18 protein-coding genes are annotated in these 16,805 nt (G+C 59.7%); 10 read left to right on the top strand and 8 right to left on the bottom strand.

Annotated elements, in window-relative coordinates; all coding sequences use genetic code 11:
* The first annotated feature begins 29 nt into the window (after positions 1-29).
* Genes rnpA through yihA form a run of 3 tightly spaced genes read left to right on the top strand, consistent with a single transcriptional unit; the run spans position 30 to position 2,871 of the window.
* Positions 30-413 carry a ribonuclease P protein component gene (gene rnpA, locus FS804_RS07900; RefSeq protein ID WP_063949568.1) on the top strand — a complete coding sequence of 128 codons (384 nt, stop codon included), beginning with the start codon at positions 30-32 and terminating at the stop codon, positions 411-413.
* Positions 413-2,221, top strand: a complete 1,809-nt coding sequence (gene yidC, locus FS804_RS07905) for a membrane protein insertase YidC (protein WP_144576030.1) — start codon at positions 413-415, stop codon at positions 2,219-2,221. The genes rnpA and yidC overlap by 1 nt, the downstream gene beginning before the upstream one ends.
* Positions 2,218-2,871, top strand: a complete 654-nt coding sequence (gene yihA, locus FS804_RS07910) for a ribosome biogenesis GTP-binding protein YihA/YsxC (RefSeq protein WP_063949566.1) — start codon at positions 2,218-2,220, stop codon at positions 2,869-2,871. The genes yidC and yihA overlap by 4 nt, the downstream gene beginning before the upstream one ends.
* Positions 2,872-2,883: 12 nt before the next feature.
* Here yihA and FS804_RS07915 read toward each other — a convergent pair whose 3' ends face one another.
* Positions 2,884-3,261 (bottom strand): hypothetical protein, encoded by a 378-nt coding sequence (locus FS804_RS07915; RefSeq protein ID WP_144576032.1) that lies wholly within the window; start codon positions 3,259-3,261, stop codon positions 2,884-2,886.
* A 250-nt stretch (positions 3,262-3,511) separates the two neighbouring features.
* On the opposite strand from FS804_RS07915, the gene argB reads away from it, so the two are divergent.
* Positions 3,512-4,396 (top strand): acetylglutamate kinase, encoded by an 885-nt coding sequence (gene argB, locus FS804_RS07920; protein ID WP_004439672.1) that lies wholly within the window; start codon positions 3,512-3,514, stop codon positions 4,394-4,396.
* A gap of 45 nt (positions 4,397-4,441) precedes the next feature.
* Here argB and FS804_RS07925 read toward each other — a convergent pair whose 3' ends face one another.
* The gene (locus FS804_RS07925; RefSeq protein WP_144576034.1) at positions 4,442-5,359 is read right to left on the bottom strand and encodes a DMT family transporter; all 918 of its coding nucleotides are present in this window, start codon (positions 5,357-5,359) and stop codon (positions 4,442-4,444) included.
* A gap of 107 nt (positions 5,360-5,466) precedes the next feature.
* Between FS804_RS07925 and FS804_RS07930 the strand changes: the two genes are divergently transcribed.
* Both FS804_RS07930 and FS804_RS07935 read left to right on the top strand, forming a co-directional pair.
* On the top strand, positions 5,467-6,180 hold the full coding sequence (locus FS804_RS07930; protein WP_144576036.1) for a pyrimidine 5'-nucleotidase: 714 nt from the start codon (positions 5,467-5,469) through the stop codon (positions 6,178-6,180).
* Positions 6,181-6,280: 100 nt separating this feature from the next.
* Positions 6,281-6,877, top strand: a complete 597-nt coding sequence (locus tag FS804_RS07935) for an EF-hand domain-containing protein (RefSeq protein ID WP_144576038.1) — start codon at positions 6,281-6,283, stop codon at positions 6,875-6,877.
* 41 nt (positions 6,878-6,918) lie between these two features.
* Here the strand turns inward: FS804_RS07935 and FS804_RS07940 are convergent, their stop codons facing one another.
* Positions 6,919-7,176, bottom strand: a complete 258-nt coding sequence (locus tag FS804_RS07940) for a DUF1150 family protein (RefSeq protein WP_003503706.1) — start codon at positions 7,174-7,176, stop codon at positions 6,919-6,921.
* Between the two features lie 56 nt (positions 7,177-7,232).
* Complete coding sequence (locus tag FS804_RS07945) at positions 7,233-7,658, bottom strand: Hsp20 family protein (RefSeq protein WP_063949562.1); 426 nt, start codon at positions 7,656-7,658, stop codon at positions 7,233-7,235.
* 205 nt (positions 7,659-7,863) lie between these two features.
* On the opposite strand from FS804_RS07945, the gene FS804_RS07950 reads away from it, so the two are divergent.
* Positions 7,864-8,808: a nucleoside hydrolase gene (locus tag FS804_RS07950; RefSeq protein WP_144576040.1), complete on the top strand. Its 945-nt coding sequence runs from the start codon at positions 7,864-7,866 to the stop codon at positions 8,806-8,808.
* A 63-nt stretch (positions 8,809-8,871) separates the two neighbouring features.
* On the opposite strand, the gene FS804_RS07955 is transcribed toward FS804_RS07950, so the two are convergent.
* Both FS804_RS07955 and FS804_RS07960 read right to left on the bottom strand, forming a co-directional pair.
* Positions 8,872-11,202, bottom strand: a complete 2,331-nt coding sequence (locus FS804_RS07955; RefSeq protein ID WP_144576042.1) for a methyl-accepting chemotaxis protein — start codon at positions 11,200-11,202, stop codon at positions 8,872-8,874.
* Positions 11,203-11,369: 167 nt separating this feature from the next.
* Positions 11,370-12,230 carry an LOG family protein gene (locus FS804_RS07960; RefSeq protein WP_063949810.1) on the bottom strand — a complete coding sequence of 287 codons (861 nt, stop codon included), beginning with the start codon at positions 12,228-12,230 and terminating at the stop codon, positions 11,370-11,372.
* Between the two features lie 142 nt (positions 12,231-12,372).
* Between FS804_RS07960 and dapD the strand changes: the two genes are divergently transcribed.
* Genes dapD through FS804_RS07975 form a run of 3 tightly spaced genes read left to right on the top strand, consistent with a single transcriptional unit; the run spans position 12,373 to position 15,018 of the window.
* Positions 12,373-13,227, top strand: a complete 855-nt coding sequence (gene dapD / locus FS804_RS07965) for a 2,3,4,5-tetrahydropyridine-2,6-dicarboxylate N-succinyltransferase (protein ID WP_063949809.1) — start codon at positions 12,373-12,375, stop codon at positions 13,225-13,227.
* A gap of 14 nt (positions 13,228-13,241) precedes the next feature.
* Positions 13,242-14,438, top strand: coding sequence for a succinyl-diaminopimelate desuccinylase (gene dapE, locus FS804_RS07970; RefSeq protein WP_144576044.1), 1,197 nt, complete (start codon positions 13,242-13,244; stop codon positions 14,436-14,438).
* Complete coding sequence (locus FS804_RS07975; protein WP_063949559.1) at positions 14,422-15,018, top strand: hypothetical protein; 597 nt, start codon at positions 14,422-14,424, stop codon at positions 15,016-15,018. The genes dapE and FS804_RS07975 overlap by 17 nt, the downstream gene beginning before the upstream one ends.
* 17 nt (positions 15,019-15,035) lie before the next feature.
* Here the strand turns inward: FS804_RS07975 and truA are convergent, their stop codons facing one another.
* Entirely contained in the window at positions 15,036-15,836 is an 801-nt protein-coding gene (gene truA, locus FS804_RS07980; RefSeq protein WP_144576046.1) for a tRNA pseudouridine(38-40) synthase TruA, read from the bottom strand.
* Positions 15,836-16,771: a methionyl-tRNA formyltransferase gene (fmt, locus tag FS804_RS07985; protein ID WP_144576048.1), complete on the bottom strand. Its 936-nt coding sequence runs from the start codon at positions 16,769-16,771 to the stop codon at positions 15,836-15,838. The genes truA and fmt overlap by 1 nt, the downstream gene beginning before the upstream one ends.
* Positions 16,772-16,805 lie beyond the last annotated feature (34 nt).

Here is a 16,805-nt window from a genome sequence, read left to right on the forward strand (position 1 = left end):
ATCTGTGGCCCGATGAAAGTCGCGGGCACATGAGCGAGACTAAAAAAAGCCCCGGCCGGCTTAAAAACCGGTCGGAGTTTCTTGCCGTTCAGGCGGGGGAAAAACGGCGGGGAAGCACCTTTCTTGTGGAAGTGCTTGACCGGAAAGCCCCGGAAACCGAGCCTCGTGTCGGTTTTACCGTAACAAAAAGACAAGGCAACGCGGTCGAGCGAAATCGCATGCGCCGCCGTCTCAAGGAAGCCGTCAGGCTTTCTGCCGGGGTCGCAATGAAACCCGGTCATGACTATGTGATTGTCGCCCGCCGGGACGTTCTCGACACCGCCTTTCCCAGACTTCAATCTCTCCTCATCGAGCGCATTGAAGGGACGGCGAAACCGAAACGGTCCCAGGAGACCCGCTCCAGGAAAGAATGATGGAAAAAAACCGTAATTACTTCATCGCGATAGCCCTTTCGGTTGTCATCGTCCTCGCCTGGCAATTCCTTTACATGAATCCGCGTATCGAGCAGCAGCGCCGCGCCGAAGAGGCACGCCAGGCGCAGCAGCAGACAACGCAGCAACAGCAGCAGGCTTCGGGCGCCGCACCGGCGCCGGGCGCGACCGTCGAGGGCGCTCCGCCAGCATCCGTTCCGCAGGCCGCCGCCACCGCCACCCGCGAGGAAGCGATTGCAAGAACCCAGCGTGTTGCGATCGACACCAATGCCATCGCCGGCTCCATCAACCTCACGGGCGCGCGTTTCGATGACATCCGGCTCAAGGATTACCACGAGACCGTTGATGACTCGAGCCCGATCATCACGCTGTTCTCGCCGGCGGACAGCAAGGAAGGCTACTTTACCGAACTCGGTTACGTTGCGGCGCAGGACGTCGGCGGCGTTCCCGGTCCGAGCACCGTCTGGACGCTCGCCAGCGGCGACAAGCTGACGGAGACCACGCCGGTCACGCTTACCTACACCAATTCCAAGGGCGTCATCTTCACCCGTACGGTTTCGATCGACGAGCATTACATGATCTCGGTCGCCGACAAGGTGGAAAACCCTGGACAGGCTGCGATCTCGCTTGCCAGCTACGGTCGTGTGACACGCAACAACAAACCTGCCGTCCCCCCGGTCTTCGTCATCCATGAAGGTTTCCTTGGCGTGGCCGGCAAGGATGGCAGCCTGACGGAAGAAAAATACAAGGACGTCGAAGAAGCGCCGGTGACGGTTGCGAAGGCCACCGGCGGCTGGCTCGGCATCACCGATAAATACTGGGCCGCAGCCATCGTTCCGCCGCAGACGACCCCGTTCGAGACGCGTTACTCGCACATTACCGGCAATCAGCCGAGCTATCAGGCCGACTTCAAGAGCGATGCGCTCACGGTTGAACCGGGCCAGTCCATCGAGTTGAAAAGCCTCGTCTTTGCCGGCGCCAAGGAAGTTCCGCTGGTTGACGGTTACGAGACGGCCTATGCCATTCCGAAGTTCGACCTTCTGATCGACTGGGGCTGGTTCTACTTCATCACCAAGCCGATGTTCAAACTGATGGATTTCTTCTTCCGTTATTTTGGCAACTTCGGCGTGGCCATCCTGCTCACCACCATCGTCGTCAAGGCGCTGTTCTTCCCGCTTGCCAGCAAGCAATACGCTTCCATGGCCAACATGAAGCGCGTGCAGCCGAAGATGGAAGAGCTGAAGGCCAAGCATGGCGATGACCGCATGGCCATGCAGCAGGCGATGATGCAGCTCTACAAGGAAGAGAAGATCAATCCGGTTGCCGGCTGCTGGCCAATGCTGCTGCAGATCCCGGTCTTCTTTGCGCTTTACAAGGTCATCTACGTCACCATCGAAATGCGGCATGCACCGTTCTTCGGCTGGATCCACGACCTTTCCGCGCCGGATCCGACCTCGCTGTTCAACCTGTTCGGCCTTCTGCCTTACGACGTGCCGCACTTCCTGATGATCGGCGTCTGGCCTTTGATCATGGGCATCACGATGTTCCTGCAGATGCGCATGAACCCGACACCGCCCGATCCGACACAGGCCATGATCTTCACCTGGATGCCGCTTATCTTCACCTTCATGCTGGCCTCCTTCCCGGCAGGTCTGGTCATCTACTGGGCATGGAACAACACGCTTTCCATCAGCCAGCAGGCCGTCATCATGAAGCGTCACGGCGCCAAGATCGAACTGTTCGATAATCTCAAGGGGCTGTTCAAGCGAAAGCCGGTGCAATCGAAATGAGTGATACCGGCACAGCAACCGAAAAGCCCCTGTTCGGGCGACCCTGGATTTTCATTCGCGGCGTTCCCGCGATGAAATTCCTGCCGCCCGAGGGGCCGCCGGAGATTGCATTTGCCGGTCGTTCAAATGTCGGCAAGTCCTCGCTCATCAACGCACTGGTGGGTCACAAGGGGCTTGCCCGCACCTCAAACACGCCGGGACGGACTCAGGAACTCAACTACTTCGTTCCTGACGGTTATTCCGGTGAAGCGGGTGATCTGCCGCCCATGGCGCTGGTCGACATGCCCGGCTATGGTTACGCGCAGGCTCCCAAGGATCAGGTCGATGCCTGGACCAAGCTCGTCTTCGATTATCTGCGCGGGCGGGCGACACTGAAGCGCGTCTATGTGCTGATCGATTCCCGCCACGGCGTGAAAAAAAATGACGAGGAAGTGCTGACCCTGCTCGACAAGGCGGCCGTATCCTACCAGATCGTGCTGACGAAGACGGACAAGATCAAGGAAGCTGGGGTGCCTCGGCTGATCAACGAGACACTGGAGAAAATCCGCAAGCGCCCGGCGGCCTATCCGGAGGTTCTGGCCACATCGTCGGAAAAATCCGTCGGCCTCGACAGCCTGCGGGCGGAAATCGTCAGAACGATTTCCCTTTAGAAACAGTCGCGATCAGGCAATGGTGAAAAGGAGAGCGGCGGTCCACACCATCGCCGTCAATGCCAGCAGTCGCCAGAAGCGAACGGAACTCCAGATTTCCACGAGCATCGCCCCCAACAGCGACCCGGTGCGCAGCGGCTGCCCCCTGAAGGGAAGACCTTCGGCCAGCGGGTTGCGCTGGAGCAGGCTTGCCACCGCGGCCTTCTCACGATGATCGGTTTCCGCAAGATTTTCACGCCACCGCCTGACCATTGCCGCGAACTGCCGGTCGCGCTTCAGCCGCTTGGTCAGTTCCGCCATATTTTCCGGCGGGAGGGCACCCAACACAAATTTCCCGGCAAGAACCTCGTCCTGTAAGCCGCTTTGCTTGTCTTTATCGGGTGCCGGCATGTCGCTCACATCTCCTCGCGTTCAGACCCGCACGTTAAGCACGCACCATGGCCTGATTGATCCTCCCCTTCCGTTACAAGGCTGGTCCCATTGGCCGTTTATGTCAATCTCATAACAATGCTTCGGAGACTAAAAAAAGAAATTTGATCGCTGCGACACAATAAGGCCCGGAGGTTATTTCATCCGTTGAAAACTTGCTTTAGAGCGGTGACAGGCTTCAACGGCCGCAACCACAGACCGAGGTTTTTAGATGACGTCTTCCGAAAGCGAAACTCAGGCGCGGCTGCTCGCACAGGCTCTGCCTTTCATGCAGAAATACGAAAACAAGACCATCGTGGTAAAATATGGCGGTCACGCCATGGGTGATTCCACGCTCGGAAAGGCTTTCGCGGAAGACATCGCCCTTTTGAAGCAATCCGGCATCAACCCCATCGTCGTGCATGGCGGCGGTCCGCAGATCGGTGCGATGCTGAGCAAGATGGGCATTGAATCGAAGTTCGAGGGCGGCTTGCGCGTTACCGACGCCAAGACGGTCGAGATCGTTGAAATGGTTCTGGCCGGCTCGATCAACAAGGAAATCGTCGCCCTCATCAACCAGACCGGCGAATGGGCCATCGGTCTCTGTGGTAAGGATGGCAACATGGTCTTCGCCGAAAAGGCGAAAAAGACCGTTATCGACCCCGACAGCAACATCGAGCGCGTGCTCGACCTCGGTTTTGTCGGCGAAGTTGTGGAAGTCGACCGCACCCTGCTCGATCTGCTTGCAAAATCGGAGATGATTCCGGTCATCGCCCCCGTCGCGCCCGGCCGCGATGGCGCAACCTACAACATCAACGCCGATACATTTGCCGGCGCCATTGCCGGTGCGCTTCACGCCTCGCGTCTGTTGTTTCTCACGGATGTTCCCGGCGTTCTCGACAAGAACAAGGAACTCATCAAGGAACTCACCGTCTCGCAGGCCCGCGCCCTCATCAAGGATGGCACGATTTCCGGCGGCATGATCCCGAAGGTCGAGACCTGCATCGACGCCATCAAGGCCGGCGTTCAGGGTGTGGTGATCCTGAACGGCAAGACGCCCCACTCCGTTCTTCTGGAAATCTTCACCGAAGGTGCCGGCACGCTCATCGTGCCCTGATGTGCTTCAGGTGGCGGATGGCTGACCTGTCCGCCACGCAGGCATTCATCCGAATGCCAGAAGCGAAAGCACCCCGACCACGATCAGCAGGCAGCCAGAGAGTTCGAGCCGGTTGATCTTCTCCTTGAAGAACAGCACGGTAGAGGCGAAGGCGAACAGCATCTCCACCTGCGCCAGGGCCTTCACCACGGCAGCCTGCTGCAGGGTCATCGCCGTGAACCAGCCGAATGAGGCCGTGGCCCCCACGAAACCGACCGCAAGCGACGGTTTCCACACCTTAACGATGCTCCGCAATTCTTCCCGCTCTCGCCAGAGAATCCAGAGAAACATCGACAGCGTTTGCATGACGATGACGACGACAAGGGTGAAACCCGCCTGCATCATCGCATCCGGGGCAGGCAGGCTCGGCCCAAGCGCCAGCGATGCCGATCGGTAGGCGACCGATGACAGGCCGAAGAAGGCACCCGAGGCAAGACCAATACCCGCCGTTCGGCTAAAGATCGAGGTGAGGAAAGATGTTGGCGTCACTTCCGTGCGCGCCACGGAAATCAGCATGACGCCGGCGACCGAAATCGCTATCGCCGCCAATGTACCGCCCGTGACGCTTTCGCCGATGAAGATGAGAGCAAACAGCGCCGCCTGTGCCGGCTCCGTGCGTGAATAAGCCGTTCCCACTGCGAAATTGCGGAAAGAGAACAGGTGCACCAGCAGGAATGTGGCGGCGATCTGCGCCATGGCCCCGACCGTCGCCCAGAGGGCAAACGACATGTTGGGCGCCGGCAGCGGGCGGCCAAGCCCCAGGTGCAGAAATGCTAGATAGGCGAGAGCAAAAGGCATGCCGAACACGAAGCGCACAAAGGTCGCGCCCGTCGTGCCCATCATGGCCTTCAGGTGCTTTTGCAATGTCGAGCGCAGGTTCTGCAGGAACGCGCTCGCGAAAGTAATGCCTATCCAGAGTTCCATGGATTTGGCGGTACCATGCGCGGAAGCGCACAGCCAAGTGCGATTATCTGCGCAATCGTCGCCTTTTTCGATTTTCTTCGGCATTTGAAACAGGCATAAAGCAGCGCATGGATACAAAGCCGAAAAACCTGCCCGACGCAGCCGATTTCGCCCACGTCAGCGAATGGGTCTTCGATCTCGACAACACGCTCTATCCGCATCACGTCAATCTGTTTTCCCAGATCGACCGCAACATGACGGCCTATGTGGCCGAGCTCCTGAAGCTCGACCCCGAAGAAGCCCGCGTCCTGCAGAAGCGTTATTATCACGACCATGGCACGACGTTGCAGGGCTTGATGATCAATTATGGTATCAGCCCCGACGAGTTTCTGGAACGTGCCCATGCCATCGACTATTCGGCGCTGAAACCACATCCGGAACTGGGTGAAGCCATCAAGGCTCTGCCAGGCCGAAAGTTCATCCTCACCAATGGCAGCGTCAAACATGCGCAGGCCGCCGCCGGTGCGCTCGGCATTCTCGACCATTTCGAGGACATCTTCGACATCGTCGCCGCGGACTACCTGCCGAAACCGGCAAGTGCGACCTATGAGAAATTCGCAGCGCTTACAAAACTGGATACAAAAAAGGCTGCGATGTTCGAGGATTTGCCGCGCAATCTGGCGGCTCCTAAGGCGCTCGGCATGAAGACCGTGCTGCTCGTACCCTCCAATCTCGAGGGCGTCATCATGGAACGCTGGGAAATTCCTGCCGTGACGGATGAGCATATCGACTACATTACCGACGACCTTACCGGTTTCCTGATGAGGGCGATTGCTCGCTGAACCTTCAACATTACCGAAGCTTCATCCACCTTACGGATGTTTAAGTGGTGGGGCCTGTCGCACGTCATTATCTTTTCTTCAGGGACACCAAAGAAAGGTAATGACGATGACCACACGCAAAATCGCCCTGTCTGCTCTTGGCGCAGCCCTTTTGCTGAGCACTGCCGCAACGGCCAGTTTTGCTGCGCCCGGCAAGGGCCACAAGGATCGCATGCCGATCCGGCCGGAAGCGGCATTCGTGCACCTCTTGAAGGTGGCCGATACCAATAAGGACGGCAAGATTACGAAGGAAGAGTTCGTCGCCCGCCAGGATGCGCTTTTCGCTGAGATCGACAAGGACAAGGATGGCTCGATTACGCCAAAGGAAATGCGCGAATATCGCAAGGCGAAGATGGAAGCTTTCCGCGCCGCCAACCCGCGCCCTGAGCGGGAAGACGCCAAGGCGGATGAGGCCAACGCCCGCGAGGGCAAACGCGCCGAGCGCGATCACGGCGGCCGTTCCGGTCATCAGGGCTGGGGCCGGCACGGCGGCAAGGGTGGCGGCTTGGGAATGATCCGCTGGGCCGATACCGACGAGAACGGTCAGGTCAGCAAAGCGGAATTCACCGCAGCCGGCGAAAAGATGTTCGAGCGGCTCGACCGGAACAAGGATGGCGTCATCTCCATAGATGACATGCCGGACCGCCCCTTCCTCTAATCCAAAAGAGCAGAAAGCCCGCTCAACAGGCGGGCTTTTTCCTAATGCAGACTGACTGTTTTAAGATCGTCTTCCGCCGCCTTGAAAAAGGTGCTCGAGCGATTGTCTGTGAGGAGAATGGGCGTCCCATCCGCGCCGAACAAGGCCCAGAGATCGAGTTGCGGATCAAGATCGGGCGCTTCGGGAAAACAGCGGCTAACGTCTTCTGCACGGATCTTGCGAATATATCCCACTTCTCCTTCGCCAATATGAGCGAGCTGGGACTGCGTGAGACGCGCATGCGCTTCTTTTAAAAGCATATTTCAGCCTCCTTCTTCACGCCGAGCGATTCGTGTCCGATTCCGGCGTTCATGGTCTACTCTGAGACGGAAATATTAATTTTCTTTACCACGTTTGAAATTTCGGGCCGGACCAGATCGATGGAAAGAAGACCGTTGCGCAGCCGCGCTTCCCGCACCTGCATGCCGTCGGCAAGCACGAAGACCCGCTGGAATTGCCGCGCTGCAATGCCGCGATAGAGAAAATCCCGCTTTTCCTGTTCCTGCTGACGACCCCGGATGACGAGCTGGTTGTCCGCCGTCGTCACATCAAGATCATCCTGCGAAAAGCCGGCCACCGCGATGGTGATCCGCAGGCGCTCGGGGATATCGTCGCTGCCGGGCAGACGCTCTATGTTATAGGGAGGATAACCGTCATTGGCCTTCGCCATGCGCTCCAGCGTTTTTTCCATGGCATCAAAACCCAGCAAAAGCGGGTGGGTGAATGGCGTCATGCGGCTCATATCTCTTCTGTCCTTGCAACCAAGCGACGTTTCGCGGCCCCGCTTCCGGCGGCCCGCCGGTCAATCGCACCGGCTCCAGCAATATGGGAAGCCGCCCCGCGTTGCGCAAGTCACAAGGGGCGGCAGCGGCCCGCGGGCGGAATGAGGCTTGACAAGTAAGCACCCGCCGCTCGAAAAAAGCGCTCATCTCAACGGCGGGCAAGACATGGCAGAACGCAGAAAAATCATCATCGACACCGATCCGGGACAAGACGACGCAGCGGCGATCATGCTGGCCTTCGGCAGCCCTGACGAAATCGACATTCTCGGATTGTGCGCCGTTGCCGGCAATGTTCCCTTGAAGCTGACCAGCCGTAACATTCGCATCATCTGCGAATTGTGCGGCCGCACCGACATTCCCGTTTACGAGGGCGCGGAAAAGCCGCTGGTGCGCAAGCCCATCACCGCCGAACATGTACACGGCAGCACCGGCCTCAATGGGCCGGTTCTCGACGAACCGACCATGAAGGCACAGAAGCAGCATGCGGTCGATTTCATCATCGAAACCGTAATGCGGGAGCCCGAGGGCACCGTGACGCTCTGCACTCTCGGCGCCTTGACCAACGTGGCGCTGGCGCTCCTCAAGGCGCCGGAGATCGCTGATCGCGTCAAGGAACTGGTGATGATGGGCGGCGGCTTCTTCGAAGGCGGCAACATCACGCCCGCGGCGGAATTCAACATCTATGTGGATCCGCAGGCCGCCGATATTGTCTTCCGCTCCGGCATGCCCATCGTCATGATGCCGCTCGATGTCACACATCAATTGCTGACGACCAAGGCGCGGGTCAACCGCATTCGCGACATCGGCACGCGCCCTGCCATCGCCATGGCGGAAATGCTGGAGTTTTTCGAGCGTTTCGACATCGAGAAATATGGTTCGGATGGCGGCCCGCTGCATGATCCGAGCGTCATTGCCTATCTCCTCAAGCCCGAACTGTTTGAGGGCCGCGAGTGCAATGTCGAGATCGAGGTCCTTTCTGAACTGACCATGGGGATGACCGTGGTGGACTGGTGGCGGGTAACGGACCGACCGGCCAATGCCCGTGTGATGCGCCATGTGGATGCAGACGGTTTCTTCGAGTTGCTGACGGAACGTTTCGCCCGTCTTTGACGCAATCAAAAAGGGCCGCTGGCGATACCAGCGGCCCGTTTCAGTTTGAGCGGCAACTGCCGATCAGAACTCCGTCCAGTCATCCTGCGCCAGTGCATTCGCGCCGCTCGTTCTGGGGCGGGCACGGGGCGCGGCCGGACGGGCAGACGTCTGGGTAGCGGTCGGCGCGCGCATCGCTGCAGCGGCGGCGCGCAATTGCTGGCTGGGCTGACCGCCCGAAACCACAAAACCAGCGACGAGCGACTTCAGCGTTTCGGCCTCGCTGTTCAGCGTCACGCTGGCCGCCGTGGTTTCTTCCACCATCGCAGCGTTCTGCTGTGTGACCTGGTCCATCTGGGTAACGGCAGAGTTGATCTCCTTCAGACCGACAGCCTGCTCGCTGGCGGAGGCGGAGATCTGGCGTATCAGCTGGTTGATCTGCAGGACCTGATCGGCGATCCTCTTCATCGTCTCACCGGCCTTGCCGACCAGTTGAACACCCTCGCCCACCTGGGTGGCCGACGTGTTGATGAGCCCCTTGATCTCCTTGGCGGCAGTTGCGGAACGTTGCGCCAGTTCACGCACTTCCTGCGCCACGACCGCAAAGCCTTTGCCGGCATCCCCGGCGCGTGCAGCCTCCACACCGGCATTCAGCGCGAGAAGGTTTGTCTGGAAGGCGATCTCGTCGATGACGCCGATAATGCGCGAGATTTCCGCGGAAGATTGGGCAATGCCCTGCATGGAGTTCACGGCCTGCTGCACGACCTCCCCAGACTTGCCCGCATCGTCACAGGCATGGCTGACGGCGCCGGCTGCCTCTGCGGCATTCTCCGCGCTGGAATTGACCTGTGCGGTCAGCTCGTTAAGTGCGGCGGCGGTTTCCTCGAGGCTTGCGGCCTGCTGCTCCGTGCGGTGAGAAAGATCGCTGGCGGCGCGGGTGATTTCGCCCGTGCCGTTGCCAATGCTGACGACGGTGGCGTTGACCGTGGAAACCGTTTCCTCGAGGCTGGCGAGCGCCGAGTTGAAATCCTCCCGCAGCTTTGCATATTCGCCGGGGAACTCCTCTTGAATGCGGTAGGTCAGATTGCCCTGCGACAAAGCATTCAGACCGGAGCCGAGAACGCTGACAATGTGCTGCTGCATGCGGCTGTTTTCGTTGCGCTCGAATTCAGAGCGCTGGCGTTCCGTCTCGGCGTGACCACGCTGGGCGTCGGCCTCGGCCTCCATCTCACGAATGCCCGCAAGCTTGGCGCGGAAACCTTCAAGCGCAGTCGCAACCGAACCCGTTTCATCCTGACGGTCCTGACCGGAAACAGGCACATCGTAGCGACCGTCGCTCAGCGTCCTGACGTCTGCGACGAGAGACGCAAGCGGGTTACGAACGAAATAGCGGACGGCAAAATAAAGCGCTGCGATGACGGCGGCAAGAATGACGATCGCGCCGATGATCATCAGATACGTCTGCTCCTGGACCGGTGCATTCAAGGCCTGATGGGGAATATCGATAAGAACGACCCAGGTGGCGTTAAGACCCGGAACGGCGAATGGGTAAACGAGACGGTTGTAAGGCGCGTCGGTATCGAGCCCGAGATTTTCGATGAGACCCTGCTTGCCGGAGGCAATCGCGGTCTGGACCGTGGTTGCGCCTTCTCCATCATAGGCTTTCATATTCTGCTCGGGCGTTGGCGGAACCAGCCACTGGCCGCCCTGAGAAACGAGCGTCACCCGACCGGTTTCGAAAGGATGCAGGGCCTGCAGCTTCTGGGTAAGCGATGCGAGCGAAATATCGACACCTGCCACGCCGATCATCTTTCCATCAGACATGACGGGATAGGCAAGCGACGTCATCGTGGTCGGGACTTCCGTGCCTTGCGCAAGATAAGGCTGCGTGATCGCGCCCTTACCGGTTTTGGCTGCGAGCGCATACCATTCCGCAGCGTAGTCATTATCAAAAGTCGAGTACTGAATATCGCCCTTCTGTGTCTTGGACCAGTAAGGGGCAAACGCGCCTTTCGCATTGGTTCCGAGATCCAGCCTGCCCGCAATCTCGGTCGACTGGCCATCGAAAAGGCCGAGCTGCTCGCAGAACCAGCTACCGAAGGCGAAGGCGTTCTGTTCGACATTGGCCTTGAGGATGTTGACGATGCCCGGGCGATCCATCGATTTTGCCTGATGCGCCCGGCCGATCACACCCGCCATGGAGCGCGCCGCGCTGCCGAGTTCGCCGACATCCGCGGCGATGACATTGGCGATGGCGCGGGCTTCCGTATTGGCCTGATCCATGGTCAGCGCATGGACGCGCTCGCTTGTCTGGAAGATGAGGAAGGAATTGGATGCAACGAGAACCGTGGTAATGGCACAGCCGGTCACGAGGATGAGTTTGGTCGCAAGCGACTTCACTTTGAGATTGAACATTTCGGCCCCAATGGAGATCGTCAACCCGAAAGAGCTGACGTAAACGGATGACAATCTCCGTCATGGAGGCCCGTCCGCAAGGGACAGTGCGCTGCAGCGCGACGAGGCAAAATTAGAATATGATTGCTAATTAAGACCTAATATTACTTCGTCGCGCCGCGCTTTCTTCAGTGCTCGTAGTAGTCAGCGATGATCTTCCAGGCGTCATCCGCTGTTTCGGCAAAGTGCAGGAGATCCATATCTTCTGGAGCAATGGTGCCGAAATCCGCCAGGAACTCGAAATTGACGACGGAACGCCAGAATTTTTCACCAAAAAGAATGAGCGGAATGGGCGCCATGCGCTTTGTCTGGATCAGCGTCAAGGCTTCGAAAAGCTCATCAAGCGTGCCGAACCCGCCGGGGAACACCACAACGGCCTTTGCCCGCATGAGGAAATGCATTTTCCGGATGGCGAAATAATGGAAGTTGAAGCTCAGCTCGGGCGTCACATAGGCGTTGGGTGCCTGCTCATGCGGCAAAACGATATTCAGCCCGATGGAGGGGCCACCTGCATCCATGGCGCCGCGATTGCCCGCCTCCATGACGCCGGGACCGCCACCCGTTACCACGACATATTCCAGGTGATCGGATTTCGCCGCATAATCCGTGCAGAGGTGAGCAAATTTGCGCGCCTCATCATAATAGACCGAGGATTGCTCCAGATTGCGCTTCTGCGTTTCGTTGCGCGCCGCCCAGGCCGCACCGCCGGGTTCTGGAATGCGCGCGCCGCCGAACATCACGACCGTGGATTTGATGCCGCGCTCGCTGAGCGCCATTTCGGTCTTCAAAAGCTCAAGCTGCAGTCTGACGGGGCGCAACTCCTCACGGCATAGGAAATCCGTGTCCACGTAAGCGAGGCGATAGGAGGGGGAATCCGACTGCGGTGTTTTTGGCACGACCTCGGCCTGCTGCTTGTCTACAGCGCTGCGCTTCAACGGATCCCAGACCCCGTCCTTGCGCCGCAACTTGCCGTTTTTCAGTCGTGCCATTTCCATGCCTTTCGTCTGAAGCGCCAAATCACCCAAATCACATTGACGCCTTTCCAACACTCCCTTAGATCAAATGGCCAAAGCCTTCCAGCGGCGCGGGCCTTCCGTGACCAGACCACACGCGACATTCAAGGAATTTTCCATGAGCCTTACGGATCTCTCTTCCCTCGAAACCATCATCGAAACCGCCTTCGACAACCGCGATGGCGTGAATGTATCGACGAAGGGCGAGGTTCGCGACGCCGTGGACACATCTCTTCAACTTCTCGACAGCGGTGAGGCGCGCGTGGCCGAGAAGCAGGCTGACGGAAGCTGGAAGGTGAACCAGTGGCTGAAAAAGGCCGTTCTTCTCTCCTTCCGCCTGAACGACATGGAAATCGTGACCGGTGGGCCGGGCGAAGCCACCTGGTGGGACAAGGTGCCGTCGAAGTTCGAAAACTGGGGTGAAAACCAGTTCCGCGCCGCCGGCTTCCGTGCGGTGCCGAACGCCGTCGTCCGCCGCTCGGCTTACGTCGCCAAGAACGTCGTGCTGATGCCCTCCTTCGTCAATCTTGGCGCCTACGTCGATGAAGGCACCATGGTCGATACCTGGGCAACGGTCGGCTCCTGCGCACAGATCGGCAAGAATGTGCACCTCTCCGGCGGCGTTGGGATCGGCGGCGTTCTGGAGCCGCTGCAGGCGGGCCCGACCATCATCGAGGACAATTGCTTCATCGGCGCCCGTTCGGAAGTCGTGGAAGGCTGCATCGTGCGCGAGGGCGCTGTTCTCGGCATGGGCGTCTTCATCGGCAAGTCCACCAAGATCGTTGACCGCGCCACCGGCGAAATCACCTATGGCGAGGTTCCGCCCTATTCCGTCGTCGTTGCCGGCACCATGCCGGGCAAGCCGTTCCCGAATGGCGAGCCGGGTCCCAGCCTCTATTGCGCCGTGATCGTCAAGCGCGTCGATGAGAAGACCCGCTCCAAGACGGGCATCAACGAGCTGCTGCGCGACTGATAAAAGCTGATACCATGACCACGACCGATCCCGTTGCCAATCTCGCCGCCCTTATCCGTTGCCCTTCGGTGACGCCTGCGGAAGGCGGTGCGCTTTCCTTGCTCGACTCCTTGCTTTCGCCGCTTGGCTTTAAGGTGGACAGGATGGTGGCCAGCGAGGCGGGAACGCCCGACGTGGAAAACCTTTATGCCCGGCTCGGCACTGAAGGTCCGCATCTGATGTTTGCGGGCCATACGGATGTCGTGCCTGTGGGCGACGAGGCCGCATGGAGCCATCCGCCATTCTCGGCGGCAATTGCCAGTGGCGAAATGTACGGCCGCGGTGCGGTAGACATGAAAGGCGGCATCGCCTGTTTCGTGGCCGCCATCGCCCGCCATATCGAAAAGCATGGCAAACCTAGGGGCTCCGTTTCCTTCCTGATCACCGGTGACGAAGAGGGACCTTCGATCAACGGCACGTCCAAGCTTCTGGAATGGGCTGCTGCAAGGGGCGAGACGTGGGATGCCTGCGTGGTGGGCGAACCAACCAACCCCGACCAGTTGGGCGACATGATCAAGATCGGCCGCCGCGGCTCACTTTCCGGCCGCATCACGGTCCATGGTGTGCAGGGCCATGCTGCCTATCCGCATCTTGCCGACAACCCCATCCGTGGTCTTCTGCAGTTGACGCATGCGCTGATGCATCCGCCCTTCGACCACGGCACGGATGATTTCCAGCCTTCCAATCTTGAAGTGACGACTGTTGACACCGGCAATGCCGCGACCAATGTCATCCCGGCGCGGGCGACGGCGGCCTTTAACATCCGTTTTAACGACACCTGGACCGCAGAGACCCTTCGGGCGGAAATCATACGCCGCCTCGATGCCGCCGCAGCGGAAGGCGAGCTCCGTCCCGACCGCGCCCCGGTCAAATACGAACTCGCCTGGGCAGATCGTCCGAGCCATGTGTTCCTGACACGGAACAACGCCCTCATCTCATCGCTGTCAGGCGCGGTTGAAACCGTCACCGGCAAGGAGCCGAAGCTTTCGACCACCGGCGGCACTTCGGATGCGCGCTTCATCAAGGATTATTGCCCTGTCGTGGAGTTCGGTCTCGTCGGGCAGACCATGCATATGGTCGATGAGCGCGTGGCCGTTGCCGATCTCGAAACGCTGACGCGCATCTACCAGACCTTTATCGAACGCTGGTTCGCCCATGCCGACGGTAAGTGAAGTCAGGCTTTATCTGACGGGCCTGTGGCTGCTGCTCATCGGCGACCACAATGGCGCGCGATATCTCGACCTCAGCGATCGCGGCATGTGGCGATCCTTTTACTCCGCGCTCTGGTGCCTGCCAGCCATGCTGGTTTCCTGGCTATGGCTGCGGGCAGCGTTTCTCGCGAGCTACCCGCCGGGAACCGGAACTGGCCTCATCTTCTTCTTCCGGCTGGCCATGGTCGAAGCGATCTGCTGGATCGTGCCGCTGCTTCTGACGGGCATGTTGCTGTATGTTTTCGGTGCACGCGAGAAATTCGCGCCGCTCGTAACGACCATGAACTGGTTGTCCCTGCCCTTTTCATACGCTTACGCCGTTCTGATCCTGATTGCGTTCTTCCTGCCGCCGTTGCAGGGGTTGATCGCGATTTTGTGGCTGGCGCTGCTTCTCTCGCTGGTCTTCGCCTTTTCACGGATCGTCAGATTCTTCATCCGCGACCAGATGCTGCTCGTCTCGGCAATCGTCATGACGTTGCTGGTGCCCGCCATGCTGCTCTCGGAAGCATTGCAGCGTTTTCTAGGCGTCTACCCCGCCTGAGCGGCGACACGCTCGCCTCAGCCCTCATCTTCCACAACGTCAGCGTCGAGACGACGGCGCGGGGGAATGACGTCGGGATAATCGACCTGCATGAAATAAAGTCCGTCAGGCGGCGCCACCGGGCCGCATGCCTTGCGATCCCGCGCCTCCAGTGCAGCACGCACGTCGTCAGGGGTCATGCCGCCTTCGCCCGCCAGCTTCAGCGTGCCAGCGAAGGAGCGGATCTGGTTATGCAGGAAGCTTTGCGCAGTGGCACGAATCTCAATGAGATCGCGGTTGCGCGTCACGTCCAGCCGGTCGAGCGTGCGCACGGGGCTGTTCGCCTGACAATGGACTGAGCGAAAGGTCGTGAAATCATGCCGGCCGACCAGCATCTGCGCGGCCTCATGCATGCGCTCGTGGTCCAGGTCCTTCGACACCCACCAAGCTCGCTTGTGCTCCAGCGCCAGTCGGGCCTTGCGGCAAATGATGCGGTAGAGATAGTGCCGACGAAGGGCGGAGAAACGGGCGTCGAAATCCTCGGTCACAGCGGCAGCATCGAGCACGGCTACGGCCTCACCCGCCATGGCGAGATGCGCGTTCAAGGCATTGCGGAGCTTGTAGGGCTCCCAGTCTCGCGAGAGATCGACGTGAACGACCTGGCCAACGGCATGCACGCCGGAATCGGTGCGGCCAGCGCCGCGAATGGAAACGCTCTCGCCGGTCAGCGACCGAACCGCAGCCTCCAGAGCACCCTGAACCGAGGGGCCGTTTTCCTGTCTCTGCCAGCCATAATAGGGCGTGCCGTCATATTCGACGGTCATGCGGAAGCGTGGCATCAGCCGAGCCTCGTGGTTGCCGGAACCGGCGTGCCGCGCACGAAATCGGCGGCCGACATCGGCTTGCCGCCCGCTTTCTGCAAACGGGTGAGCCGCACGGCGCCGCTGCCGCAGGCAATGGTGAGTACGTCATCCAATGCGCTGCCTGCCTCGCCCATACCGCTCGCCAGCTCGGACGCCAGTACCTTGACGCGCTCCGGCTTGCCGCCGATCTCCATCTCCAGCCATGCGCCGGGGAACGGCGAGAGGCCACGAATATGATTATGCACATCCTGCGCCGGTCTTGAAAAATCGATGCGGGTCTCGCCCTTGTCGATTTTCGCGGCGTAGAGAACGCCTTCTTCTGCCTGCTCGACGAGGGGCAGCTCATCTGCTTCCAGCTTGTCCATTGCCTGACGCATCAACCGAGCGCCTGTCAGCATCAGGCTGTCATGCAGCTCGCCGGCCGTCATATTTTCGTCAATCGCCACCTTTGCGGTGAGCGCGACGGGGCCGGTATCGAGCCCCTTTTCCATTTTCATGACCATCATGCCGGTTTCGGTGTCCCCGGCCATGATCGCCCGCTGGATGGGGGCAGCACCGCGCCAGCGCGGAAGCAGCGAGGCGTGACCATTGAAGCAGCCAAGACGCGTGCCGGAGAGAATCGCCTCAGGTAGCAGCAGTCCGTAAGCCACGACAACAGCTACATCGGCGTTGAAATCCCGGAACTGCTCGCGATCCTCATCGGCTTTGAAATTTACGGGTGTGAACACAGGCAAACCCAGCAGTTCCGCAGCCTGATGCACCGGCGATTTCTGCAGATCAAGGCCGCGACGGCCGCCGGGACGCGGCGGCTGGGTGTAGACGGCGGTGATCTCATGACCAGCTTCCACCAGTGCACGCAACGTCGGAACGGAAAATTCCGGCGTGCCCATGAATATGATGCGAAGAGCCATGATCGCCCCCTGCCCTGTCTTCCGCCCCGTCAGC

It is taken from the genome of Agrobacterium sp. DE0009 (genome assembly GCF_007680755.1).
In the GTDB taxonomy this organism is placed as follows: Bacteria; Pseudomonadota; Alphaproteobacteria; order Rhizobiales; family Rhizobiaceae; genus Agrobacterium; species Agrobacterium tumefaciens_B.